We start from the raw sequence: 22,543 nt of genomic DNA, 5'->3' as shown, positions 1-22,543 counted from the left end.
GATTCGAAAGGTCGGCGCCCGGCCGTAGTGTGACGTCATGCCTCATCTGTCAGACCGGTGCTGCTCCGTCGTTGAGCTCCGTCAATACACCATGGTTCCCGGCCGCCGCGATGAGTTGATCGAGGTCTTCGAGCGCGAGTTCGTCGAGACGCAGGAGGCCGTCGGCAGCCACGTGGTCGGCATCTTCACCGACCTCGATGATCCCGATCGGTTCGTCTGGCTGCGTGGCTTTGCATCCAACGACGAGCGCAGCACCGCGCTGCGGGCGTTCTACACGGGACCCGCCTGGCGGGCTCACGGCGCGCAGGCCGCCGCCACGATGACCGACTCCGATGACGTCCTCCTCCTGCAGCCCGGTCGCGGGCTGCCCGAGACGTCGGCAAGCGAACCCAGCACCTACGGCGTGACGGTGTACGCGCTCGAGCCGGGCACCGATGATGCAGCCGCCGTTTCGGCAGCGCCCACCGACGCGCTTGCTGTGTTCCGAACGCATCCAGGCCCCAACGGATTCCCAGCGCTGCCCGTACGCGAGGGCGAGCAGGTCGTCGTCGTACTCACCGCCGGTGACCCGTCTGAGACGCCGCTGCCCGGCGCAACCGTCCTGCAGCAACTGCGGCTCGCGCCCACTCCGCGGTCCGCATTGCGTTAGCGCAAGCGCGCCACCGCGAGCAGTGCGGACTGGACGCCGTCCCACTGTCCGGTCAGTCGGTGATCGCCCATCGTTTTGGCGCCACCCTCGAGATCGTGAATCAGCACGAGGTTCGGGCCTGACGTCTCCATCAACGTGCCCTCGTCGGTCACTTCGGAGCCGAGCAGCTCGATTGTCTCGATCTCCGCACCCGGCACACCGCTGCCCTGCACCGTCACCACAGGGTCGACGGCCACGGTCTCCGTGCCGGTGTCGCGGACCAGCGGTGCCTGAGTCCCGCCCGTCAGGATCGTCGTACCAAGAGCCGCTGCAAAGACCGGATCGCTCGTGGCGTCGTATGCCCATCGGGGGCCCAGCACGCTGTGGTCCATCGTGCCGATGAGTCGCCCGCCGTCGAGCGGAGCGGCCCGGTACGTCATGGCCGCTTGGTACGTATGACCGTCCGCGGTGAGGATGATCGACTCCATGCCGACTTCACCGTCAGGGTCGTCGAACCGGAAGGAACCCAGCGGCTTGATCTCGCCACCGTGGAACCACGGTTGCTGCGGCATCCACTCTGCGAGCAGCTCGCGCTTCGACGGGACCAGTTCGGCAGTGCCATGCAAAAGAGCCATGGCGAGAACCTATCGAAGGCGGGTGATCTCCACGCCGACGAAGAGCTCCGACCCGCCGGACGTCGAGTAGATGCCACGCAGCGGTGGACTGTCGGCATAGTCGCGACCCTTGGCGACGACGACATGGCGCGAACCGGGGGTGATCGCGTTGGTCGGATCCCAGCCGACCCACTCGCCGTCCCACCACTCGATCCAGGCGTGTGACTCACCAGCGACGGTCTCGCCGACCTCGGGATCGGGCGACGGATGCAGATAGCCCGACACGTACCGCGCCGGGATGCGCGCCTCGCGCAGCGCACCCAGCGTGAGGTGCGCAAAGTCCTGACAGACACCGGTCTGCTCGGTCCACGCATCGGCTGCAGTGGTCGTGACTTCGGTGCTTCCGGGTACGTACGCGATCCGCTGATACAGGAACGTCATGACGGCCATTGCGTAGTCGGTCGGCGTGGCGGCGGCCGCGCGCAGAGGTGCGAGCTCTGCAAGCAGTTCCGGTGCCGGTGCGACCCAGCTGCTCATCGCCAGGAATTCGCACCATTCGTCCTGCACTGCGTCGAGAGCTTCCCAGTCGACGCCATGGGGTTCGGGTGGTGTGCCTTGGGTGTCGACGATCGATGTTGCCACGACCGACAGATCCTGGTGCGGATCGTGCACCTCGAAGGACGTGACGGTGGTTCCCCAGTAGTCGCGGTACTCGTACGACCAAGGGGCCGGCGAGATCTCGAGGCGCGACCGCAGCACGTACTGCTCGGAGGTCGTCATCGGCGTCATACGTGCTTCGTTGAAGGACGCCATGGCGCCCTTCTCGTAGTGGTAACCGGTGGTGTGCCGAATGCGGAGCTGCATTGTCATAGCAACACTCCTCCGCGCCAGGTATGTGCCTCGGACTCGGCGAAGTAGCGCGCTGACACGGCATCGCTGGCTGCGGCGCAACTGCGCTGCAGACGCTCCATCTCAACCGGCAGGTCGAAGACGATGTCAGCGAGCGGACGATATTCGAGCTCGGTACGCGCTCGACCCAGCAGTCGTTGCGCCTCGTCGCTGAATCCGGAGCGCTGGCCCGACGACTCGAGCTTGGTCAGCGCCTTTTCGGCCTGTGCGAGTGACGACACGATCGAGCGCGGGAACCAGCGATCGAGGAGCAGGAACTCGGCGGCCTGGCGATCGGCCTCGATCCCGCGGTAGGCGCGGATGAAGCTTTCGTACGCACCGCAGGCGCGAAGCGTTGTCGGCCACGCGACCTGCGGACCCGAGGCGAGGGCCGCCGTCGAGAGCAGGCGAGCCGTCATGTCGACACGCTCAATGCTGCGGCCGAGCATGTAGAACTGCCAGCCTTCGTCGCGCGACATCGTCGAGTCGGCGATGCCGGAGATCATCGCCGTTCGGTTGCGCACCCAAGTGAACATCTCGGGCGGCCGCATCGCCTGGGCGGCCGAGAGTCCGCGCCAGGTCGTGTTGATCGCGGCCCAGATGTCGGTCGACAGCGTCTCGCGTGCTCGGCGCGCGCTTTCGCGGGCGGCACCGATCGCAGCGGCGATCGAGACAGGCGAATCAGCGTTGTGGGCGAGCAGATCGAGGATCAGCCAACGGTTGGGAATGCCGGTGTAGTCCTCAACGCCCATGACGGACAGGAGCTGCTCGCACGACGTGCGCTCGTCCATACCGGGGTCCTCGATCAGAACCTGCATCTGTACGTCGAGGATGCGCGCGGTGTCGTCGGCACGCTCAAGGTAGCGGCCGATCCAGAACAACGACTGCGCGATGCGGCTCAACATGAGGGGCCCTCCTGCTGTTGCTGCTGCTCTTGCTCCTGGACCTGGACGCCGCGCGTATCGGAATCGAAGGCCGGGCCTGCGGATTGGGTAATGCCCGCGATCGGCGTCGCGGTCGGGGCCGTCTCGCCGGCGTCTTCGGGTTCGCTCAGCCCGGCGAGCACCCACGTGTCCTTGGATCCACCACCGCGGCTGGAGTTGACGATCAGCTCGCCCTCCGGCAATGCCACACGGGTCAGGCCGCCGGGCAGGACCCATACGTCGTCGCCGTCGTGCACTGCGAACGGACGCAGGTCCACGTGACGCGGACGGATGCCGTCTTCGACGAGCGTCGGCACGGTCGACAGCGAGATGACGGGTTGGGCAATCCAAGCGCGGGGATCGTCCAGGATCTTGCCGCGCAACTCGTCGAGCTCGTCCTTGGATGCGGCCGGGCCAATCACGATGCCCTTGCCGCCCGAGCCGTCGACCGGCTTGAGCACCAGCTCATCGAGCCGGTCGAGCACTTCTTCGCGCTGCTCTGGTTCACCCACGCGCCAGGTGTCGACATTGCGAAGGATCGGCTCCTCCGACAGGTAGTAGCGGATCAGGTCCGGTACATAGGTATAGAGAAGCTTGTCGTCTGCGACACCGTTGCCGACTGCATTCGCGATCGTCACGTGGCCGGCTCGAGCAGCATTGATGATGCCGGGAACGCCGAGGGCCGAATCGGCACGGAACTGCACCGGGTCGAGGAACTCGTCGTCGATACGCCTATAGATGACGTGCACCGGCTCGAGGCCGTTCGTCGTACGCATCATGACGCGACCCGAACGGCATACGAGGTCGCGGCCCTCGACGAGCTCGACGCCCATCGTGCGTGCGAGCAGCGTGTGCTCGAAGTATGCGGAGTTGTAGACGCCTGGCGTCAGCACGACGACCGTCGGATCGCTGACACCGGCGGGTGCCGCCTTGCGAAGGGCAGCGAGCAGCGCCTGCGAGTACTGCGCCACCGGGCGGATGCGGTGATCTGCGAACACCTCGGGCAGCGCCGCCGACAGTGCGCGGCGGTTGGTCATGACGTACGAGACTCCCGACGGCACACGTACGTTGTCCTCGAGCACTCGGAAGTCACCATTGCCGTCGCGGATCAGGTCAACGCCGGCGACGTGCACGCGTACGCCGTTCGGTGGTTCGAGTCCGGCGACGACGCGGTGATAGTGCGGCGAGGTCATGACGGTGTCGCGCGGCACCACACCATCGGCGAACAGTTCGCCGGGGCCGTAGGCGTCGGCCAAGAATCGTTCGAGCGCCAAAACACGCTGGCGTACACCACGCTCGACGTGCTGCCAGTCCTCGGACTCGATCAGACGCGGGACGATGTCGAGCGGGAACGGGCGCTCCTCGCCAGCAACGCCGAAGGTGACGCCCTGCTCCAGATAGGACGAAGCGAGGGAGTCGGCGCGGAGGCGGATCTCCTCGGCGCCCATCTTCAGGAACGATTCGTGGATCGTCCCGTAATTTTCGCGTACCTCGGACTTCTCGAACATCTCGTCAAAGCCCGCGACGGGACCGTAGCCGTCGAAGAGCTCTGGTGTGTCCACGCCCTCGACCGTAGCGCGGATATGTCACAGGCGCGTTTCAGCGTCGGCCGCTCGCCCGGCCGACGCTGATGAACACGACTCAGTGGTGCGCGGGCGCCGCCGGGAGATCTGCCTTGGCGGGCAGCATCAGCGAGAGCACAATGACAACCGCTCCGAACACTGCGCCAGCAACGAATGCCCACTGCAGACCTCCGACGAACGCCTGGTCTGCCGTTGAACCGCTGGACACAAGGCTCTCTGAACGGTTCTCGAGGATCACTACGAGGGCCGCGGTGCCAATCGCTCCGGCGACCTGCTGCAGCGTGCCGAGGATCGAGCTGCCGTGCGAGTACAGCTCAGGCGGCAGCGCACCCAGTCCGAGCGTGAACACCGGAGTGAAGATCGCCGCAAGGCTGAGCATCAGCAGGACGTGCAGGCCGAGGAGCAGCGCGTATGAGGTGCTCTCGTCGATCACGCGGCTGATGGTGAACAAGGCGACGACCATCAGAATCGAACCGGGAATCACCAGCGGACGTGCGCCGATCTTGTCGTAGATGGCGCCGATGCGCGGGCCCAGCAGACCCATCGCCAGACCACCGGGCATGACGAGCAGGCCGGTCTGCATGGCCGACAGTCCCCGCAGCTGCTGCAGGTAGAGCGGCAACAGGATCATCGAACCGAGGAACGCCATGAACGCCATCGACATCAGCACCAGGGTGACGGTGAACGTACGGTGCTTGAACGCCCGCAGGTCGAGCAGCGGGGCTTCGACGCGCTGCAGGCGCAGCTGCCACAGAGTGAAGAGCGCAACCAGGGCGGCGCCACCACCGATCAACAGCGTGAGCTGGCCGGTGCTGCGAGCACCGACCTCGCTGAGGCCGTAGACCAATGTGCTGAAACCGAGCGCGGCAACCGCGACGCTGAACCAGCTCACCGGTGCGGTGTTGGTCTCGCCAACGTTCTTGAGGTGTCGCAGGCTGAGCACGGAGACAACCACTGCGATGGGCAGCATGAACGCGAAGATCAAACGCCACGAGCCGAGGTTGAGGATGAGTCCAGATACAGCCGGACCCATGGCCGGTGCAACCGAGATCGCGAGCATCATGTTGCCCATGACGCGGCCTCGGGCCTGCTCAGGAACGACCGTCATGACCGTGGTCATGAGGAGCGGCATCATCACTGCGGTACCGGCAGCCTGAACCGCGCGACCGACGAGAAGCATCTCGAAGATCGGCGCCGTACCGCAGATGATCGTGCCGATGCCGAAGGTCGTCATCGCGATTGTGTACGCGGAGCGCGTGGTCACACGCTGCAGGAACCAACCCGTGATGGGGATGACCGCTGCCATCGTCAGCATGAAGATCGACGAGATCCACTGCGCGTCGCGCGCCGCCACGTTGAAGTCGTCCATGAGGTGCGGAATCGCGTTGAGCATGATCGTCTCGTTGAGGATCACGACAAATGTCGCGGCGACGAGCAGCTTGATGACGAGCGGGGTCTTGAAGGTGTCGCCGGACTCATCCGACGCTTGGCTGAATTCGGCCTCGAACTCGGCGAGCTCAGGCTCTGTCGACGCTTCAGGAACGCCGTCGGTGTGCGCGGTCATGAGAGATCCTTCGATTCAGGTGTTCGGGGGCCGGTCGACCGCCCTTCATCTATACGACGAACGGGATACGACCATTTCGACATACGGATCAGACATTTTCTTGACCGACGTACGTTGACTGCCAACTGACGCGGGTGCGCACATATTCCGAGATCACGACACTGATTGAGATTCGATCTCTTTTAGGGCATTTCCCTGTGCTGACGGATACGCTTTCGCTCAGAAAGGGGCCGGAATCATGGCGGATGCATACGTCCTGGTACTCAACGCGAGTTACGAGCCCCTCCAGCGTGTGTCGATGCGCCACGCGATCAAGATGCTCGTTCGCGAGGTCGCCGTCATCGAGGAAGAGGCCGGCGGATCGTTCGGCCCGTTCCCCAAGCCCAAGGTCCTACGACTCGTTCGCTACGTCGTGACTCGTTGGATGCACCGCCGATCCAACCTCTGCACCAAGAGCGCCATCAAGGCACGCGACAAGATGTGCGCCTACTGCGGCGGCCGTGCGGAGACCGTCGACCACATCGTTCCGCGCAGCCGAGGCGGAACGCTCACGTGGGACAACGCCGTCGCGGCCTGCGTCCGGTGCAACCACCGCAAGGCCGATCGCACACCAGCCGAGGCCGGTATGCACTTGCTGCTCACCCCTGCGCAGCCGCAATACGTCGTCGTGGCTTAGAGCCCTACGGACTCGTATATGTCGTCGAGTGCGTCGAGATAGGCGCCTTCGTCATCGCCGACTGTCTTCTGCACTTCCTCCGCCTTCGCGAGGACGACATCGGCGACCTCGTCGTAGCGGGCGTTCCACCTCTCGGCGTCGACCTGCCAGTAGCCACAGGTGTAGAAGTCGGACTGGGGCCAGCCGAGCTCACGACGGAGGTGGCGGCGTGCGGCGCGACTCGCGCGTGCCTCGCCGGCGAGCCAGACGTAGCGATCACCGTCAGGCAGCTCCCGTGAGGTGACCGCTTCAGCGAGCGCATCGGCGATGTCGGTGTCCTTGGCGACGACCTGCCAGGTGATGTTGACGTCCGCGGCACTCGGCAGCGGGATCTCGTCGGCCGGATCGGTCAGCACGATGACGGCGTCGACGCGCTGACCCGGATCGAGTCCGCGCAGGATGCGTGCGATAGCCGGCACCCCGGTGATATCGGCGACGAGCAACTGCCAACCGACACCCTTTCGCGCGGCATACAGACCGTGCGGCTGGATCAGCCCGACGCGATCACCAGGCTTGCAGTTGCGAGCCCAGTCCGAGCCGATGCCTTCATCGTGCAGGGCGATGTCGAGGTCGAGCTGGGTCTGGCCCTCGACGATGCGGTGATCGGAGATTGTGTAGACCCGAGGTGCCAGCTCGGGCGCACCCTCGGGGTACGTGAACTCCCACCTGTCGCCGATCTCCGGCAGCGCCAGGGTCGTTCCCGGCGGCGGGATCAGCACACGTACGTACTCATCCGGAATGCCAGTCGAGGCATAGCCTTCGAGGTCACCGCCAAGTGTGACGGTGACCAGATGGGCGGACAGCCTGGCAGTGCCAAGCACTTCCGCATCGAACGTACGTACTCCTGAAGCCATGCAAGTTAGGTTACCCTAATCTCATGAGACCCCAAGTCGTGGACCGATCGTCGGTCATCAACGCCTCTAAGTCGGCGGTCTGGGATCGCATCATCACCCCCGAAGGCATCAGCGACGAGATGCGTCCGTGGATGACGATGAGCATGCCTCGCGGAACGGAGGAGCTCACGATCGACAACGTTCCGGTCGGCGAGCCACTGGGCAAAGCATGGATGCGGCTGTTCGGCCTCATCCCGTTCGACTACGACGCGCTCACCATCGCCGAGCTCGACCCTGGCAACGGCTTTCACGAGAAGTCGACGATGCTGAGCATGCGTCGCTGGGAGCACGAACGCACCCTGACCGAGATCGATGCCGACAGCGTCGAGGTCCACGACCGGTTGACCTTCGAAGCCCGGCTCCCACTGTTCGGGCCGATCCTCCGCCGCATCGTCACGGCGTTCTTCGCGCACCGGCACCGTCGGCTCGCGCGCTACTTCAGCTGACGCGTTGGTAGCGTGGAGCGGTGACGTCAACGCTCGCGGTCCGCTCCATCAGCACACCCGAGCACCTCGACTTCGTACGCAGTCGCTCCTCGGTGAGCTTCCTGCAGACGCCCGCCTGGGCCACGGTCAAGAACGAGTGGCGCGGTGAGTCGATTGGCTGGTTCCGCGGCGAGACTCTGGTTGGCGCTGCGCTCGTGCTCTATCGCCAGCTTCCGAAGCTCCAGCGCTACCTCGCGTACATCCCCGAAGGTCCCGACATCGACTGGCATGGCGGCGATCTTGCGGATTGGCTCACGCCGATGGCAGCGCACCTGAAGTCGCAGGGAGCGTTCGGCATCCGGATGGGTCCGCCTGTCGTGGTGCGCCGGTGGAATTCGACCACGATCAAGGCAGCCATCGCCGATCCCGTACTCACGTCACTGTCTGACGTGCCGGCCGATGTGAGCGACGATGCGGCTCTCGACCTGCGGCAGTCACTCAAGAAGCTCGGCTGGAAAGAGCTGGATGCCAGCGGCGGCTTCACCGCCGGGCAGCCGAAGTTCAACTTCCAGATCCCGCTCGCCGATCGCAGCGAGGACGATGTGCTCGCCGGCATGAACCAGCTCTGGCGACGCAACATCAAGAAGGCAGCGAAGCTGGGCGTTGAGGTGACCACCGGTACCAAGCCAGATCTGCCCGCGTTTCACGAGGTCTATGCCGAGACCGCTGTACGCGATCACTTCACGCCTCGGCCGCTGTCCTACTTCGAGCGGATGTGGGACGCGCTCAATGCTGAAGAGTCCGACCGTCTCGTGCTCTACCTGGCGCATCACGAGGGCGACCTGGTTGCCTCGACGACGATGGTCCGCGTCGGCCTGCACGCCTGGTACTCGTACGGCGCATCCACGACAGCCAAGCGCGAGGTACGCGGATCCAACGCGATCCAGTGGCAGATGATCCGCGACGCGATGGCGGCCGGTGCGACGATCTACGACATGCGCGGCATCACCGAGACGATCGATCCGGATGACTCGCACGCGGGTCTGATCCAGTTCAAGGTCGGCACCGGTGGCGAAGCAGTCGAGTACCTCGGAGAGTGGGATCTCCCCCTCAACCGCGCCCTCTACCTTGGTTTCACTACCTATATGAGGAGCAGAGGATGAGCTTCGAGCTCCGCGTCGATGCTGAGCGCTGGCGCCGTGGACTCCGCGCGCTGACCGAGTCGACTCCCGGCATCGTGCCGGTGATCAAGGGCAACGGCTACGGATTCGGCCGCGACCTCCTCGCCGCCGAGGCAGCTGACCTGGGGGTGGGTTCGATCGCCGTCGGTACGTACGCCGAGGTGCCGGGCGCACTCAAGGCTTTCGCTGGTGACGTGATGGTGCTGTCGCCATGGCGCCCGTTCGATGGCGACGTTGTCTACGACAAGCGCCTCATTCATACCCTCGGACGAGTCGACGACATCGCAGCTCTCGCCGCCGACCATGCCGACAGTCGCGTGATCATCGAGGGCGAAACGTCGATGGCGCGCCATGGCTTCGACCGCCACGAGCTCGCGGCCGCCGTCGAGGCTCTGGGCGACCTGAAGGTCGAGGGCTTCGCGATCCACTTGCCGATGACGGGTCACAACCTCGCCGAGGCCGAGAGTTGGGCCGCCGCCCTCGCAGCTTCACAGGTCGAGACGACCACGTTCTTCGTCTCGCACCTCACGCCCGACGAGCTCGCCACAATTCGCGAGCGTCGGCCACACCTCGACGTACGTCCACGCATCGGTACGACCCTGTGGCTCGGTGATCTCGGAGCACTGTCCGTACGAGCGACCGTGCTTGACCGGCACCAGCTCGCACGCGGTGAGCGGGTCGGCTACCGCCAGCGCTCGATGCCGCGAGACGGCCACCTGCTGATCATCGCCGGCGGCACGAGTCACGGCATCGGCCTGGAGGCACCCAAGGCATCCGCGGGCGCGATCCAACGAGGCAAGTCACTCGCCAAGGGCGGGCTAGAAGCAGCTGGCTTCTCGCTGTCGCCGTTCACGATCGACGGCAAGCAGCGCTGGTTCGCCGAGCCGCCTCACATGCAGGCGAGCATGGTCTTCCTGCCAGCTAGCGCAGCGGTGCCCGAAGTGGGCGACACCGTCGAGGTGGCGGTTCGGTTCACCACCGCCACCTTCGACGCCGTCGTTCTCGCCTAGCTTCGGTCTGGGACCGGGATCGGCTCAAGCTCGCCCATGCGGCGGCGGTACAGGTAGCCCGCGAGGATCAGCGGAATCAGCTTCCACTCACCACCGCTCCAACCGGTGCAGAAGTCCTCACCGATCACCGGGTCGTGCCAGGTGCCACCGGCTGCGATGCAATCGGCCTCGTTCGTGGGCTCTGGTGTTCCCTCACAGGGCCCGTTGCCAGGCTCCGACGGGCACTGGTCCACCGGCACTGGGTCGACGCACTTCGTCTTGGCGTCGTTCAGAACCTTCGGCGGATCGCACTTCGGCGGCGGCGGGTTGATACAGCCGGTCTTTGCCTCGTTGAGGATCCGGTCGCCATTGCACTTCGGCGGCGGCTTCTTGTAGTTGGTGCCCTTGGTCGACTTGATGTTGGCAGCCGGCGGGAACGTGCCGCAGTTGGCTGGATCAAGCGCCAGGTTCATGAACGTACGGAACGTGATGGCCGGGTAGGTGCCGCCGTAGAACGGGTTCATGTAGCCCTCGAGCTGCTCGTTGCCCTTGCCGCGGTTGTACATGACCGCAGTGGCGAGCTTCGGCGTGATTCCGGTGAACCACGATGACGAGACGCGCGAGGTCGGGCCTTCGCCAGCTGTCGCCGTACCGGTCTTTCCACCAGTCGGGCACACCGTACGGGCTTGAACGCCAGTTCCGCTTCGTACGACTCCGCGCAGAGCAGCGATCGTGTCCGCGGCGACGTCTTCCGGAATAGCCTGCTCAGACTCGTTCTTGTGCTCGTACAGGGTTTCCTTCTTGCGGAAGTCGGTGACCTTCTTGATGACGTACCAGTCAGCCTTCTTGCCACTGGCCGCGATCGTTGCGTAGGCATTGGCCATGTCGATCGGTGGGACCTTCTCATAGCCGAGAGGCACACCCAGGACTTCGCGGTTGAACTTGTCCGTGACGTTGGTCGGGATACCCGCTTCATTGGCCGCGTCGAGGACCTTGCCGGGTCCGCCGCCCATCTGGTCGACGAGGTCAACGAAAGCGGTGTTGATCGACTTCTCGGTCGCCTTGGACAGCGGGACCTTGCCGAACGACTGACCACCACTGTCGCCCTGGTTCTCGATCTCGACGCCACCGTCGAACTTCAGCGGCGAGTCACCGTTGAGCTGGGTCTTGAGGCTGTAACCATCCTCGAGTGCCGCAACCACCGCGAACACCTTGAACGTCGAGCCCGGCTGCGTGCCGAGAGTCGCCCAGTTGAGCTGGCTCTTGAGGTAGTCGGGTCCGCCATATAGAGCACGCACCGCGCCCGTTCCTGGCTGGATCGAGACGAGCGCCGTGTGGAGGTCCTTGAGTCCGGCCGGCTTCACTGCCTTGACCGCGGCGACAGCGTCCTTCTGCTTGTTGTAGTCGAACGTCGTGATGATGCGAAGACCTTGTCCATCGATCTGAGACTCGCTGAACTCGCGGTCGAGCATTTCCTTCTTGACCATGTCGAGCAGGAATCCCTTGGATCCCTTGTAGCGGTTGTTCTCCTTGAGTTTCGCAACCTCAGGCAGCTTGTCCTGCCACTCGTTGCGCTGATCGGCCGTGATGGCGCCCGACTTCAACATCCCGTCGAGCACGTAGTGGAATCGCGGAGTGATGCGTGACTCTGCGCCCTCGGTGTACGGGTCGTAGAACGACGGGCTGTTGATGATCGTCGCGAGCAGCGCCGACTCCTGGAAGTCGAGCTCCTTGGCAGGCTTGTCGAAGTACGTCTGCGAGGCGACTTCGAGACCGTACGAACCGTTGCCGAAGTAGATCGTGTTGAGGTAACCCTCGAGGATTTCCTTCTTAGTCAACTGGTTGTGAATCTTGATCGAGAGGATCGCTTCCTTGACCTTGCGGGTGTAGGAGCGTTCTTGGTTGAGGTAGAGGATCTTGACGTACTGCTGGGTGATCGTCGACGCGCCACCCTGGATTTGACCGCTGGTCGCGTTGTTGCGTGCCGCGCGGATGATGCCCTTGAAGTCGATGCCGCGGTTTGTGTAGAAGGAGCGGTCCTCGGCGGCGATGACAGCGGCCTGCATCGAGGCGGGCATGTCGGACAGCGGGATGCTCTCGCGGTCCTGCGTCGCGAAGGAGCCGATTCGATGCTTGCCGTCGGAGTAGTAGACCTTGGTCGTCTCGGTCTGGAACGCAGCGTTGGGATCAGGGATCTTGATGAACTGGTAGAGCACAAAGAACAAGATGGCGCCGAAGAGGATGCCGACGACGCTGAGGAACGCGACCCAGCGAAGTGCCGCGGTGTACCAGGGGCCGTGGCCGCTGATCTTCCACGAAAAGGCCCGCAGCTTGCTGGGCTTGTTGGGGTCCTTCTTTTTGCCCTTGCTGCTGGCCTTCGTTGCTACTCGCTTGCGTTGTGCTGCCAAGACTCCGTCTACCTCCGTCGGGATCCCATGAATGGATCCGTCATCGACCAAGTGTGCCGAACGTACCTGAGAGATCGATAATCGGCTGCCGTGCCGCGTGTCGAGCATCACCCTACGGCGTACGCAAAGACCCATTGGCGCGACATGGCGATGCGATGTATCGTTCCGATATAACAGGTCTGCACAAACGGCAGACCAACGAACGAAAACAGGACGATGACCAAACGCGGCGCGGCACTCGAGGTTGCAGTTCTCGGACTGCTTCACGATGCCCCCATGCACGGATACGAACTGCGCAAGCAGGTCAACGTCCTGCTCGGCTGGACCCGCGTTCTCTCCTACGGCACCCTCTACCCCTGCCTCAAGGCACTCGGCAAGTCCGGCTACATCGTGGCCGACGAACCCAGTGACGTGGCAGGACGTGGACGCCGCGGTCGCATCGTCTATCGCCTCACGGCTGAGGGCAAGGAATTCTTCGCGCAAGCGCTCGAGGAGTCCGGCCCCGCAACGTGGGACGACGAAACTTTCGGCGTACGGTTCGCATTTTTCTCGCGTACCGATTCGCCGACGAGGGTTCGCATCCTCGAGGGGCGGCGTAGCCGTCTCGAGGAGCGTCTCGAGAACGTCCGTACGGCAGCACAGCGCGGACGCGAACGGGTCGACTCCTACACGTTGGAGCTTCAGAAGCACGGGCTCGAATCGGTCGAACGCGAAGTCAAGTGGCTGACCGAGCTGATCGACCGCGAGCGCTCCGGCGGGTACGACACGACAGAGAACGACAAGACAAAGTGACCAGTTCATCTCAAAAGATGGCAACTAATGGAGGAGAACCCATGGGTTCGGTACGCGTAGCAATTGTGGGTGTGGGCAACTGCGCCACGTCCCTGATCCAAGGCGTCGAGTACTACCGCAACGCATCTCCCGAGGGCACTGTCCCCGGTCTGATGCACGTGATGTTCGGTGACTACCACGTCAGCGACATCGAGTTCGTTGCAGCATTCGACGTCGACGCCAAGAAGGTCGGCTTCGATCTTTCCGAGGCGACGCAGGCCAGCGAGAACAACACGATCAAGATCGCTGACGTTGCGCCGACCGGTGTCATCGTCCAGAAGGGCAACACGCTCGACGGTCTCGGCAAGTACTACCGCGAGACCATCGAAGAGTCGGACGCTCCTGCGGCTGACATCGTTCAGGTCCTCAAGGACACCAAGGCTGACGTTCTCGTCTCCTACCTTCCGGTTGGTTCGGAAGAGGCTGACAAGTTCTACGCCCAGTGCGCCATCGACGCGAAGGTTGCCTTCGTCAACGCGCTGCCCGTCTTCATCGCTTCCGACCCCGAGTGGGCCAAGAAGTTCGAAGACGCCGGCGTCGCGATCATCGGTGACGACATCAAGAGCCAGGTCGGCGCCACCATCACGCACCGTGTGATGGCCAAGCTGTTCCAGGACCGTGGTGTTGTGCTCGACCGCACGTACCAGCTGAACGTCGGCGGCAACATGGACTTCAAGAACATGCTTGAGCGTGACCGTCTTGAGTCCAAGAAGATCTCGAAGACGCAGGCTGTGACGTCGAACATCGATCACGACCTCGGCGCCAAGAACGTACACATCGGCCCGTCGGACTACGTCCAGTGGCTCGATGACCGCAAGTGGGCTTACGTCCGCCTTGAGGGTCGCGCGTTCGGTGACGTTCCCTTGAACCTCGAGTACAAGCTCGAAGTTTGGGACTCGCCCAACTCGGCCGGCATCATCATCGACGCCATCCGTGCGGCGAAGATCGCCAAGGACCGTGGCATCGGCGGCGCTCTGCTGTCGGCTTCGTCCTACCTGATGAAGTCGCCCCCGGAGCAGCGTCCCGACGACCTCGGTCGCGAGAAGCTCGAAGCCTTCATCCGTGGAGACGAAGAGCGCTGATCGCTCGTACAGACACAAAGGACCGGTTCCCGCCAGGGAGCCGGTCCTTTCTGTATGTCGCGGTCACCGTCCTCAGGACTGCGGGTGCATCCCGCGTGGCAGCGGAAACTTCAGGTCAGGCGGCATGAAGAAGTTGCCGTCGCGCAGCCTGAGAATCAAGAGAACCGCGGTGATTGCGCCGGTAGCAGCCAGGAACACCCCCGCCACCAACGTCGTGGCAGCAACTGCTCCCATCGCGGCGTGAGGCAGACCGAGCACCGCGACAACGACGCTGCCTGCGAGACACACGAGCGCGGCCACCACCGACCAGAACACGTCCAGCCAGATGATCACCCTCAGGGTCCCGTCGTACTTCGTGGTCGCTCTCATGACTTCAGCATCGCGCCACGAGGTACCCGTGTCGATTACCTCTGAGGGAATGGCGCCATGCTCAGCCGACCGAGTCGAGCAGGGCGCTGATCGTGCGACGCATGACTGCGAGCGCCTCATCCGGGCCCAGCTTGTAGTCGTCGCGCAACGCCTGCCACGCGGGCCAGCCTGTCGCCGCCATCAACGCGAACTTCAGGTCGTCGGAGCCATCGGCTGCAATCTCCTGAGCAAAGACAGTCTCGACCTCGAGGCGCAACCGGCGGATGTGTGCCTCGCGACTGCGCTTCAGAGTCGGCGAGAACGGTTCTCCGAGAACCGCCGACCGCGCCGCGGGCGCGATGTTCTCCAGCCGCCGCGCACGCTCTGCGCAGAATGTGGAGATGCGCTCGTCGAGCGGCTGGCTCGGATCGATGGGCTGGCGCAGCTCGTCGTCCGCAGCCATCCAGTACGCGGTGGTCTCGTTGAGAAGTGCCTCAAGGTCCTTGAAGTTGGCCCACAACGTACGTACCGAGACGCCGGCTCGATCGGCGATCACCTTGGCCGTCGGCTTGAGCTCGCCCTCGAGCAATAGCGCCGTGTGCGCCGCGACGATCGCTTCGCGGGTGCGCTCACCGCGCGCGACTCGACCGTCAGTGGTCACGATCGGGCAGCCCAGAAGGACTTGAGTGCTTCAGTCGCGTCCGCTTCGCTCAGCGGGCCGCGATCCATACGCAGGTCGAGTAGGAAGCGGTAGGCCTCACCCACCTCGGGACCAGGTCCGATGCCGAGGATGGTCATGATCTGCGCACCATCGAGGTCCGGCCGCATCGCGTCCAGCTCTTCGGCCTCAGCCAACACAGCGATCCGCTGCTCGAGCTCGTCGTACGTCCGCTGTAGGCGGAGAGCCTTCTTGGCGTTGCGGGTTGTGCAGTCGGCCCGAGTGAGGATGTGGAGACGCTGCAACTGGTCGCCGGCATCGCGTACGTAGCGGCGTACGGCTGAGTCAGTCCACTCGCCGGATCCGTAGCCGTGGAAGCGAAGGTGGAGCTCGACGAGCTTGGCGACCTGGTCGATCAGGTCGTTGCTGTAGCGAAGTGCGCGCATGCGCTTGCGTACGAGCTTGGCGCCCACGACATCGTGGTGATGGAACGTGACCGTGCCGCCCTCGACAAACCGGCGAGTCTTGGGCTTGCCGATGTCGTGCAGCAGCGACGCGAGGCGAATGACCAGGTCCGGGGCACTCTCGAGACGTGCTTCAAGCGCGATTGCCTGCTCCAGCACAGTCAGCGAGTGCTCGTAGACATCCTTGTGGCGATGGTGCTCGTCGCGCTCGAGGATCAGCGCCGGAAGCTCGGGCAGCATCTGCGCGGCCAAGCCCGTCTCGACCAGCAGCCGTAGTCCGGCCACTGGGTCATCACCGATGAGCAGCTTGTTGAGTTCATCGCGTACGCGTTCAGCCGACACGATCTCCAGGCGCTCGGCCATGTCGGTCATCGCACTGACGACTTCGGGTGCAGCCGTGAACCCGAGCTGGGACACGAAACGTGCCGCACGCATCATGCGCAGCGGATCATCGCTGAACGACTGCTCGGGCGTGACGGGTGTCCGCAACGTGCGGGCCTCGATATCGGCGAGGCCTCCGAACAGATCGACGAACTCCGCCGACGGCAGCCGGATCGCCATCGCGTTGACCGCAAAGTCTCGTCGCGAAAGGTCGCCATCGATCGTGTCGCCGAAGTTCACCTCGGGCTTGCGGGACGACGCGTCGTACGCGTCGCTCCGATAGGTCGTGATCTCCAGGTCGTGCGAGCCCTTGCGCAGGCCGATCGTGCCGAATTCGCGACCGACATCCCACATCGCATCGGCCCAGGAGCCGGTAATCCGCTCGATCTCGTCGGGCTTGGCCGACGTTGCAAAGTCCCAGTCGTTGCCGGGGCGGCCAAGCACGGCATCGCGTACGGGTCCGCCAACAATCGCGAGCTCATGGCCGGCATCGGTGAAGAGCAGGCCAAGCTCGGCCAGGAACGAGTTGTCCGCCAGCACAGCGTCGATCCTGGCCCTGCGATCGGGGGTCAGCTCTGACGTGGGCACGGGGACATACTCTATCGGCCACCCGACGACCTCTAGCATGTTCAGGTGAGCAGCCATCGTCGTCGCATCAGCATGGCGCTCCTGACGACGATCGTTGCGACGCTTCTTGTCAGCGCTCCCTCTCAGGCGGCCGACAAGGATCCCGACCTCGCCGTCACGATCACGACCCTCAAGCCGAGCTTTCTCAAGGCCGGTTCGGATGTCACCGTACGAGGCACGATCACCAACAACGACGATCACCCGTGGCGCAAAGTTCAGGCCTACCTCGTCATCCCCACGAACCCCTTCACGACTCGCGCGCAGCTCGATGACGCGATCGCCAACGGCGCCGCCAACTCCGGTACGCGGGTGATCGAGACCGGCGCATACGACGAGCTCGGCACTCTCGCCCCCGGACGATCGGTCGCTTTCCAGGTCAAGGTGCCGCACGAGCAGCTCGGCATCTCGGGGAGTGCCGGCGTCTACCCGATGGGCGTGCAGGTCCTCGGTACGGACACCGACGGGTCTCGCAGCAATGATGCGATCGCGGCAGCGACGACCTTCCTGCCGAGCATCGCCCCCGGTCAGAAGCCTGTTCCCACGACAGTCGTGTGGCCGTTCCTCGTGCCGGACTACCGGGCAGCCGACGGCAACTACCACGACCCACTGGCCACGCTGACTTCCATCGGCGCGGGCGGCCAGCTACGCAACCTTCTCGATCTCGCGAAGAGTCTTCCGCCGCGATCGTCGACGGTCCTGCTCGATCCCGCGCTCCTGGTCGGCATCGACGACATCGCCAACAAGAGGCTCATCGCCAAGAAGGTCGAGCTCACCGACCTACAGGCGTCGCAGGCGGAGCGGTTCCTGCAGGAGCTGCTGGCGTACGTACGTTCGCAGAACGTCTGGATTCTCGGGTTTGACCGACCCGACGTCCTCGCCCTGACCGACAATCCAGATCTCCGCCGCGGTCTCACAGCCGCAGTCGACACCGCGACTCGATCAGCCCTCACGACGTACCAACTGACCGGTCGCCGCGTCACCTGGCCGACCAAGAACGGCGCCACCGCCGGGCTGCTGCGAGCTGAACGCCGCGATGGCGAGACCCCGCTGATCGTCACGCCGTCGTCAGTGCCGGGATGGGAGCGTCGGCTGGGCTCGATCGTCAGTTACGAATCCGCGAGTGGGCCCATTCCGCTGCTGGTCAACGACGTAATCGCCAACGTTCCAGGCGGATCGTCCGTCGTGAGCCTCCGTCAGCGCATCCTCAGCGACGCAGCCTTGGCCGGACTCCAGCGCGCGCTTGATCCAACGTCTCGGGCGGACGCCGTCACCATGGTCGATCCGACCTGGAACCCGGGTCCCCGACCCACAACTGGTGGACTCGCGTCTGTCTTCAGCTCACCCTTCACCAGCGGGTCGACACTCGATGACGTACTCACGCGGCAGGTGTCGAAGTACTCCGGCCGTGTGCCGGCGAAGTCGACCGCACGTACGGTCAGTCGAGCACAGCTCCAGGCGGCCTCAGACCTCAGCAAGGCCGGTGACGCACTGACCTCGATCGTCACCGACGACGACCAGAGCGTCGACGCTACCTACTCTCGCGAGGTCGCTGGACTCCTCGGCGTACGTTGGCGCAGCGATCCACCACTCGGCATCTCCGTGGCCAACAATCTGGCTTCACGCGCGGTGGCTGAGATGGCCAAGATCAAGATCGAGGGTCCACCCTCTGTGACTCTGTCGAGCTCGTCAGGCGGTTTCCCGCTGACGATCATCAACGAGACCTCCTACGACCTGCGAGTCGGCATCGACCTCGACTCCAGCAACCCTGCTCTTGATGTCCCCTCGGTCAAGCCGGTGAACATTGCCGCCGGAGAGCGGCAGACCCTCACGGTCAACATCGACCTCGGCCAACAGAGCACCACGCAGCTGACGGCGAAACTAGTCTCGTCCGGCGGCGCGGTGATTGCGGAGTCCAAGGCGTTCAATGTCCGCTCCAGCCAGATCGGTGTCGTGCTCTGGGTCGCGATCGGTCTTGCCGGCGTATTGGTTCTGGTAGCGCTGTTCCGCCGCTTCCACCGACGTCGTACCGGGAGCAGTACAACCGAACGGCTAGCCGACGATGACTGACGCCGGCATCGCACGCGCGAGCGCCTGGATGGCGCTCGGCACGATCTTCTCCCGCATCACCGGTCTGCTACGGATGCTGCTGCTGGTATTCGTGATCGGCAAATCGCTCGATGCCGACATCTTCGACACAGCCAACACGATCCCGAACGCGCTCTACATCCTCGTCGCCGGCGGCATCTTCAACGTTGTCCTGGTGCCGCAGCTTGTCCGCAGCATGAAACAGGACCCCGACGGCGGCGATGCGTACGCAAACCGTGTCATCACCCTCGGTCTGCTCGTCCTCGCCACCGCGACGGCGATCCTGATGATCGCTGTCCCCCTGCTACTGCACGTCTTCTATGACGGCGAGCTGTTCTCGGCTGCCAACGCCGAGCAGCGCGAGTCCGCCCAGCTCCTCATGCTGCTGTGCATGCCGCAGGTCTTCTTCTACGGCGCGTTCGTCCTGGTCGGCCAGGTGCTCAACGCCCGCCAGCGGTTCGGACCGATGATGTGGGCGCCAATCGTCAACAACCTTGCTGCCATTGCAGTACTTATCGTCTACGCGATGGTCTTCGGTTCGTCCGACGGAGTCGATGGATTCACGACCTCACAGGCGCTATTGATCGGCCTCGGATCTACGGCCGCCATTGCCTTGCAGACAGCCGTGCTGGTCCCATTTCTTCGCCAGGCCGGCTTCCATTTCAAGCCTCGCTTCGACTTCCGTGGTGTGGGCCTGAGCCACACTCTGCGCCTCGCCCTGTGGACGCTCGGCTTCATCGTGGTGAACCAAATCGCCTACATCGTGATCATCCGGCTCGGCAACCGGGCGACCCTCGAAGGCGCCGCCAACGGCGAGGATGCCGCCGGTTCGTACGTCTACGGCCTCGGCTTCTTGGTCAGTCAGGTTCCGCACGGGGTCATCACCGTCTCGCTGGCAACCGCGATCATCCCGATGTTGTCGAGCTTTGCCGCCGACCGTGAGTTCGGTCGCTTCCGCATCGAGTTGGCCCGCACCGTGCGCCTGGCGCTCGTCATTATTGTTCCCCTTGCCGTGGCCATTGCGTGCCTCGGACAGCAGATCGCGACGATCACCAACCTTGCCGGAAACCTCGAGGGCGGCTCGACCGCGATCGGATGGGCTATCCAGGCGTTCTCGATCGCGATGGTCGCCTTCACCGTGCACTACTTGATGCTGCGCGGCTTCTACGCCAACGAGGACACCCGTACGCCGTTCTACATCCAGGTCGTCATCGCCGCGGTCAACATCGTCGCGGCGGTCGCATTGACGTCGCTGGTCGAGCCGGCACGCGTCGCCATGATGCTCGCGTTCGCCTTCGGCATTGCCTACGTAGTCGGCTCGATCCTGTCGACAACACTCCTTGGCCGAACCGTTGGATCCGTGATCGATCGCGAGATGCTCGTCTTTGCTGGCAAGCTCGTCGTTGCAGCCGGCGTGGCCGCCGTCGCGATGCTCGCCAGCGCGGCAGGTCTCGAATCAGCGGGTCTGGACCAGTCCAAACCGTCCGGCGGATTGCCGACAGCGATCATCGCGGGTACCGGCGGCGCTACTGCCTTCGTGATCGCGACCAAGCTCCTGCGGATGGACCAACTGTCGTACCTCGTGAAAACCCTGCGCCGCCGGGCCTGATTGCCCACGACTGCGCTGTGCGGCCCGTAGCATGGCCGGTGAGCGTAGAAGGGGCGGTTGATGAGCGACAGGCGGCCACTGGCCTCCGGAGATGTGCTCGCGCACCGTTACGAACTCCAGGACCTCGTAAGCGAAAAGCTCGGCTCGACGACGTGGCGGGCACACGACCAGATTCTCAACCGCAATGTCGGCATCGAGATGCTGTCGAGCTCCGATCCGCGTGCCGATCACTTCCTCGAAGCGGCGCGCGAGTCCACGTCGGTCACGGACCCTCGATTCTTGCGAGTTCTCGACCTGATCGAGGACGAACAGCGCCACCACCTCGTCGTACGTGAATGGGCACGCGCGTTCCCGCTCGATCAGCTGCTGGCTCAGTCACCCCTGCCCAACCGCCGTGCGGCAACGGTCGTGGCTGAAGTTGCAGAGGCGATCGCTCACGCGCACGAGCACGGCGTTTACCACCGCCGCCTCACCCCGCACCAGGTACTGCTCAAGGAGTCCGGAGCCGTACGGGTCGTCGGTCTAGGCGTGACGACGGCGCTGTCACCTGTCGGCCGCCACGACTCCCTGGCGGATCTGCAGGCGTACGAGCAGCTCGACGTCCAGGCGCTCGGCAAACTGCTCTACGCGTGCCTGGTGAGCCGCTGGCCCGGCGCACAGGTCGACGGACTGCGCGCTGCACCGACCGAGCACGGGCGGTTGCTGCGCCCGCGTCAGGTGCGCGCCGGTGTTGCCCGTGACGTCGACACCGTCGCCGACCGCATTCTCGGAGTTCCGCCCCTCCACCACGAGTCTCCGCTCCGCAGTGCCGCAGACATCGCCCGCACACTGCGGCTGTCTGGCGAGGACGAAGAAGTGCACGACGAGCAACCAAGCCTCACGGGCATTTCGTCACCCGATCTCCTGCGCCTCGACCCCGTCATCCGTCCGGTCGGGCCACCCCCCGGGCTTGAGCCGCCACGACGTCGCCCCAAGGCGTACGAGCCGGCTCCCCCGACCACCATGGAACGCAATGTCGAGCGCGCCCGCCTGGCTGCGAAGGGCGACCGCGGACTGGTCCTGCTCGGCGTTGGTGTGGTGGTGCTGATCGCGACCGTGCTCGCCTTCCTGGTCGGCCGCTCGACGAATGACAGCCCTAGCGACGCGATCGACGAGTCCTCGCCCATCCGGATCCTTCCGGTGCAACGCGTGGGTGACTTTGATCCCTTCGGCGACGACGGTGAGGAGAACCCCGGACTCGCGCGACGCGCTATCGACGGCAAGCTCATCACTGGGTGGCAGACGTCCAACTACCTCGGATCGGCATCGCTCGGTGGACTCAAGGACGGCGTCGGCCTCGTATTCGACCTCGGCGGGCCTCGGGAGGTCGACAGTGTGCGCATTCTGCTCGGCGGCACGCCAACCGACCTGTCGATCTATATCGCCCCTCCCGATGAGAAGAAGGTCCCGCGAACGCTGAAGGACCTCAGGCAGGTGGCGGTGCTCGATGGCGCCGGTGTGGACGCTTCCATGTCGCTCGAATCAGGCGAGGTGACCCGCTATCTGATCGTGTGGCTCAGGAAGGTTCCTGAGGTCGAACCCGGGTCCTTCAGAGGCGAGATTCGGGAAGTTGTCATCCGCGGACGGTCCTAGTCCGGGTTCACCCAG

At 64.4% G+C, this 22,543-nt stretch carries 20 protein-coding genes; 10 read left to right on the top strand and 10 right to left on the bottom strand.

Annotation, left to right across the window (positions count from 1 at the left end):
- The first annotated feature begins 37 nt into the window (after positions 1–37).
- Positions 38–649 carry an NIPSNAP family protein gene (locus J2X11_RS01945; RefSeq protein ID WP_309966064.1) on the top strand — a complete coding sequence of 204 codons (612 nt, stop codon included), beginning with the start codon at positions 38–40 and terminating at the stop codon, positions 647–649.
- Here the strand turns inward: J2X11_RS01945 and J2X11_RS01940 are convergent.
- The 5 genes from J2X11_RS01940 to J2X11_RS01920 form a co-directional block, all read right to left on the bottom strand.
- Positions 646–1,263: a maltokinase N-terminal cap-like domain-containing protein gene (locus tag J2X11_RS01940; protein WP_309966062.1), complete on the bottom strand. Its 618-nt coding sequence runs from the start codon at positions 1,261–1,263 to the stop codon at positions 646–648. The two genes, J2X11_RS01945 and J2X11_RS01940, sit on opposite strands and share 4 nt — an antisense overlap.
- 9 nt (positions 1,264–1,272) lie before the next feature.
- Positions 1,273–2,112, bottom strand: a complete 840-nt coding sequence (locus J2X11_RS01935; protein WP_309966058.1) for a transglutaminase family protein — start codon at positions 2,110–2,112, stop codon at positions 1,273–1,275.
- Complete coding sequence (locus J2X11_RS01930) at positions 2,109–3,035, bottom strand: alpha-E domain-containing protein (RefSeq protein WP_309966055.1); 927 nt, start codon at positions 3,033–3,035, stop codon at positions 2,109–2,111. The genes J2X11_RS01935 and J2X11_RS01930 overlap by 4 nt, the downstream gene beginning before the upstream one ends.
- Positions 3,029–4,615, bottom strand: coding sequence for a circularly permuted type 2 ATP-grasp protein (locus J2X11_RS01925; protein WP_309966052.1), 1,587 nt, complete (start codon positions 4,613–4,615; stop codon positions 3,029–3,031). The genes J2X11_RS01930 and J2X11_RS01925 overlap by 7 nt, the downstream gene beginning before the upstream one ends.
- A gap of 79 nt (positions 4,616–4,694) precedes the next feature.
- On the bottom strand, positions 4,695–6,200 hold the full coding sequence (locus tag J2X11_RS01920) for an MDR family MFS transporter (protein WP_309966051.1): 1,506 nt from the start codon (positions 6,198–6,200) through the stop codon (positions 4,695–4,697).
- A gap of 238 nt (positions 6,201–6,438) precedes the next feature.
- Between J2X11_RS01920 and J2X11_RS01915 the strand changes: the two genes are divergently transcribed.
- On the top strand, positions 6,439–6,876 hold the full coding sequence (locus J2X11_RS01915) for an HNH endonuclease (RefSeq protein WP_309966048.1): 438 nt from the start codon (positions 6,439–6,441) through the stop codon (positions 6,874–6,876).
- Here J2X11_RS01915 and J2X11_RS01910 read toward each other — a convergent pair.
- Positions 6,873–7,769 carry a siderophore-interacting protein gene (locus J2X11_RS01910; protein WP_309966045.1) on the bottom strand — a complete coding sequence of 299 codons (897 nt, stop codon included), beginning with the start codon at positions 7,767–7,769 and terminating at the stop codon, positions 6,873–6,875. The two genes, J2X11_RS01915 and J2X11_RS01910, sit on opposite strands and share 4 nt — an antisense overlap.
- A gap of 23 nt (positions 7,770–7,792) precedes the next feature.
- Here J2X11_RS01910 and J2X11_RS01905 point away from each other — a divergent pair, with 23 nt between their 5' ends.
- Genes J2X11_RS01905 through J2X11_RS01895 form a run of 3 tightly spaced genes read left to right on the top strand, consistent with a single transcriptional unit; the run spans position 7,793 to position 10,424 of the window.
- The gene (locus J2X11_RS01905; RefSeq protein ID WP_309966042.1) at positions 7,793–8,254 is read left to right on the top strand and encodes a hypothetical protein; all 462 of its coding nucleotides are present in this window, start codon (positions 7,793–7,795) and stop codon (positions 8,252–8,254) included.
- A 20-nt stretch (positions 8,255–8,274) separates the two neighbouring features.
- Positions 8,275–9,396 carry a lipid II:glycine glycyltransferase FemX gene (locus J2X11_RS01900; RefSeq protein ID WP_309966039.1) on the top strand — a complete coding sequence of 374 codons (1,122 nt, stop codon included), beginning with the start codon at positions 8,275–8,277 and terminating at the stop codon, positions 9,394–9,396.
- Entirely contained in the window at positions 9,393–10,424 is a 1,032-nt protein-coding gene (locus J2X11_RS01895; RefSeq protein WP_309966036.1) for an alanine racemase, read from the top strand. The genes J2X11_RS01900 and J2X11_RS01895 overlap by 4 nt, the downstream gene beginning before the upstream one ends.
- On the opposite strand, the gene J2X11_RS01890 is transcribed toward J2X11_RS01895, so the two are convergent.
- Complete coding sequence (locus J2X11_RS01890) at positions 10,421–12,811, bottom strand: transglycosylase domain-containing protein (RefSeq protein ID WP_309966033.1); 2,391 nt, start codon at positions 12,809–12,811, stop codon at positions 10,421–10,423. The genes J2X11_RS01895 and J2X11_RS01890 overlap by 4 nt on opposite strands.
- A gap of 216 nt (positions 12,812–13,027) precedes the next feature.
- On the opposite strand from J2X11_RS01890, the gene J2X11_RS01885 reads away from it, so the two are divergent.
- Both J2X11_RS01885 and J2X11_RS01880 read left to right on the top strand, forming a co-directional pair.
- Complete coding sequence (locus tag J2X11_RS01885; RefSeq protein WP_309966029.1) at positions 13,028–13,603, top strand: PadR family transcriptional regulator; 576 nt, start codon at positions 13,028–13,030, stop codon at positions 13,601–13,603.
- Between the two features lie 41 nt (positions 13,604–13,644).
- Entirely contained in the window at positions 13,645–14,724 is a 1,080-nt protein-coding gene (locus J2X11_RS01880; protein ID WP_309966026.1) for an inositol-3-phosphate synthase, read from the top strand.
- Between the two features lie 72 nt (positions 14,725–14,796).
- On the opposite strand, the gene J2X11_RS01875 is transcribed toward J2X11_RS01880, so the two are convergent.
- From J2X11_RS01875 to J2X11_RS01865, 3 genes are all read right to left on the bottom strand, one after another.
- On the bottom strand, positions 14,797–15,093 hold the full coding sequence (locus J2X11_RS01875) for a hypothetical protein (RefSeq protein ID WP_309966023.1): 297 nt from the start codon (positions 15,091–15,093) through the stop codon (positions 14,797–14,799).
- Positions 15,094–15,154: 61 nt separating this feature from the next.
- A complete protein-coding gene (locus J2X11_RS01870) occupies positions 15,155–15,733 on the bottom strand; it encodes a TetR/AcrR family transcriptional regulator (protein WP_309966020.1) in 579 nt (192 codons plus the stop codon).
- Positions 15,730–17,163: a CCA tRNA nucleotidyltransferase gene (locus J2X11_RS01865; RefSeq protein WP_309966017.1), complete on the bottom strand. Its 1,434-nt coding sequence runs from the start codon at positions 17,161–17,163 to the stop codon at positions 15,730–15,732. The genes J2X11_RS01870 and J2X11_RS01865 overlap by 4 nt, the downstream gene beginning before the upstream one ends.
- A gap of 45 nt (positions 17,164–17,208) precedes the next feature.
- Here J2X11_RS01865 and J2X11_RS01860 point away from each other — a divergent pair, with 45 nt between their 5' ends.
- From J2X11_RS01860 to J2X11_RS01850, 3 genes are read left to right on the top strand one after another with little or no spacing between them, the layout of a single operon-like run.
- Positions 17,209–19,269 (top strand): DUF6049 family protein, encoded by a 2,061-nt coding sequence (locus tag J2X11_RS01860; RefSeq protein WP_309966015.1) that lies wholly within the window; start codon positions 17,209–17,211, stop codon positions 19,267–19,269.
- Complete coding sequence (gene murJ, locus J2X11_RS01855; protein ID WP_309966010.1) at positions 19,262–20,896, top strand: murein biosynthesis integral membrane protein MurJ; 1,635 nt, start codon at positions 19,262–19,264, stop codon at positions 20,894–20,896. The genes J2X11_RS01860 and murJ overlap by 8 nt, the downstream gene beginning before the upstream one ends.
- Before the next feature lie 60 nt (positions 20,897–20,956).
- The gene (locus J2X11_RS01850; RefSeq protein WP_309966007.1) at positions 20,957–22,528 is read left to right on the top strand and encodes a protein kinase family protein; all 1,572 of its coding nucleotides are present in this window, start codon (positions 20,957–20,959) and stop codon (positions 22,526–22,528) included.
- Positions 22,529–22,543: the final 15 nt, after the last annotated feature.

Origin of the sequence: Aeromicrobium panaciterrae (assembly GCF_031457275.1) — a bacterium.
GTDB classification, from domain to species: domain Bacteria; phylum Actinomycetota; class Actinomycetes; order Propionibacteriales; family Nocardioidaceae; genus Aeromicrobium; species Aeromicrobium panaciterrae_A.
The sequence above is the reverse complement of the archived record's forward strand: the minus strand, read 5'-3'. Positions and strand labels throughout refer to the sequence as shown.

Coding starts and splice junctions, on each gene's coding strand:
- J2X11_RS01945 (WP_309966064.1), top strand. CDS start 38: ATGCCTCATCTGTCAGACCGGTGCTGCTCCGTCGTTGAGCTCCGTCAA.
- J2X11_RS01940 (WP_309966062.1), bottom strand. CDS start 1,263: ATGGCTCTTTTGCATGGCACTGCCGAACTGGTCCCGTCGAAGCGCGAG.
- J2X11_RS01935 (WP_309966058.1), bottom strand. CDS start 2,112: ATGACAATGCAGCTCCGCATTCGGCACACCACCGGTTACCACTACGAG.
- J2X11_RS01930 (WP_309966055.1), bottom strand. CDS start 3,035: ATGTTGAGCCGCATCGCGCAGTCGTTGTTCTGGATCGGCCGCTACCTT.
- J2X11_RS01920 (WP_309966051.1), bottom strand. CDS start 6,200: ATGACCGCGCACACCGACGGCGTTCCTGAAGCGTCGACAGAGCCTGAG.
- J2X11_RS01915 (WP_309966048.1), top strand. CDS start 6,439: ATGGCGGATGCATACGTCCTGGTACTCAACGCGAGTTACGAGCCCCTC.
- J2X11_RS01910 (WP_309966045.1), bottom strand. CDS start 7,769: ATGGCTTCAGGAGTACGTACGTTCGATGCGGAAGTGCTTGGCACTGCC.
- J2X11_RS01905 (WP_309966042.1), top strand. CDS start 7,793: ATGAGACCCCAAGTCGTGGACCGATCGTCGGTCATCAACGCCTCTAAG.
- J2X11_RS01895 (WP_309966036.1), top strand. CDS start 9,393: ATGAGCTTCGAGCTCCGCGTCGATGCTGAGCGCTGGCGCCGTGGACTC.
- J2X11_RS01885 (WP_309966029.1), top strand. CDS start 13,028: ATGACCAAACGCGGCGCGGCACTCGAGGTTGCAGTTCTCGGACTGCTT.
- J2X11_RS01880 (WP_309966026.1), top strand. CDS start 13,645: ATGGGTTCGGTACGCGTAGCAATTGTGGGTGTGGGCAACTGCGCCACG.
- J2X11_RS01875 (WP_309966023.1), bottom strand. CDS start 15,093: ATGAGAGCGACCACGAAGTACGACGGGACCCTGAGGGTGATCATCTGG.
- murJ (WP_309966010.1), top strand. CDS start 19,262: ATGACTGACGCCGGCATCGCACGCGCGAGCGCCTGGATGGCGCTCGGC.
- J2X11_RS01850 (WP_309966007.1), top strand. CDS start 20,957: ATGAGCGACAGGCGGCCACTGGCCTCCGGAGATGTGCTCGCGCACCGT.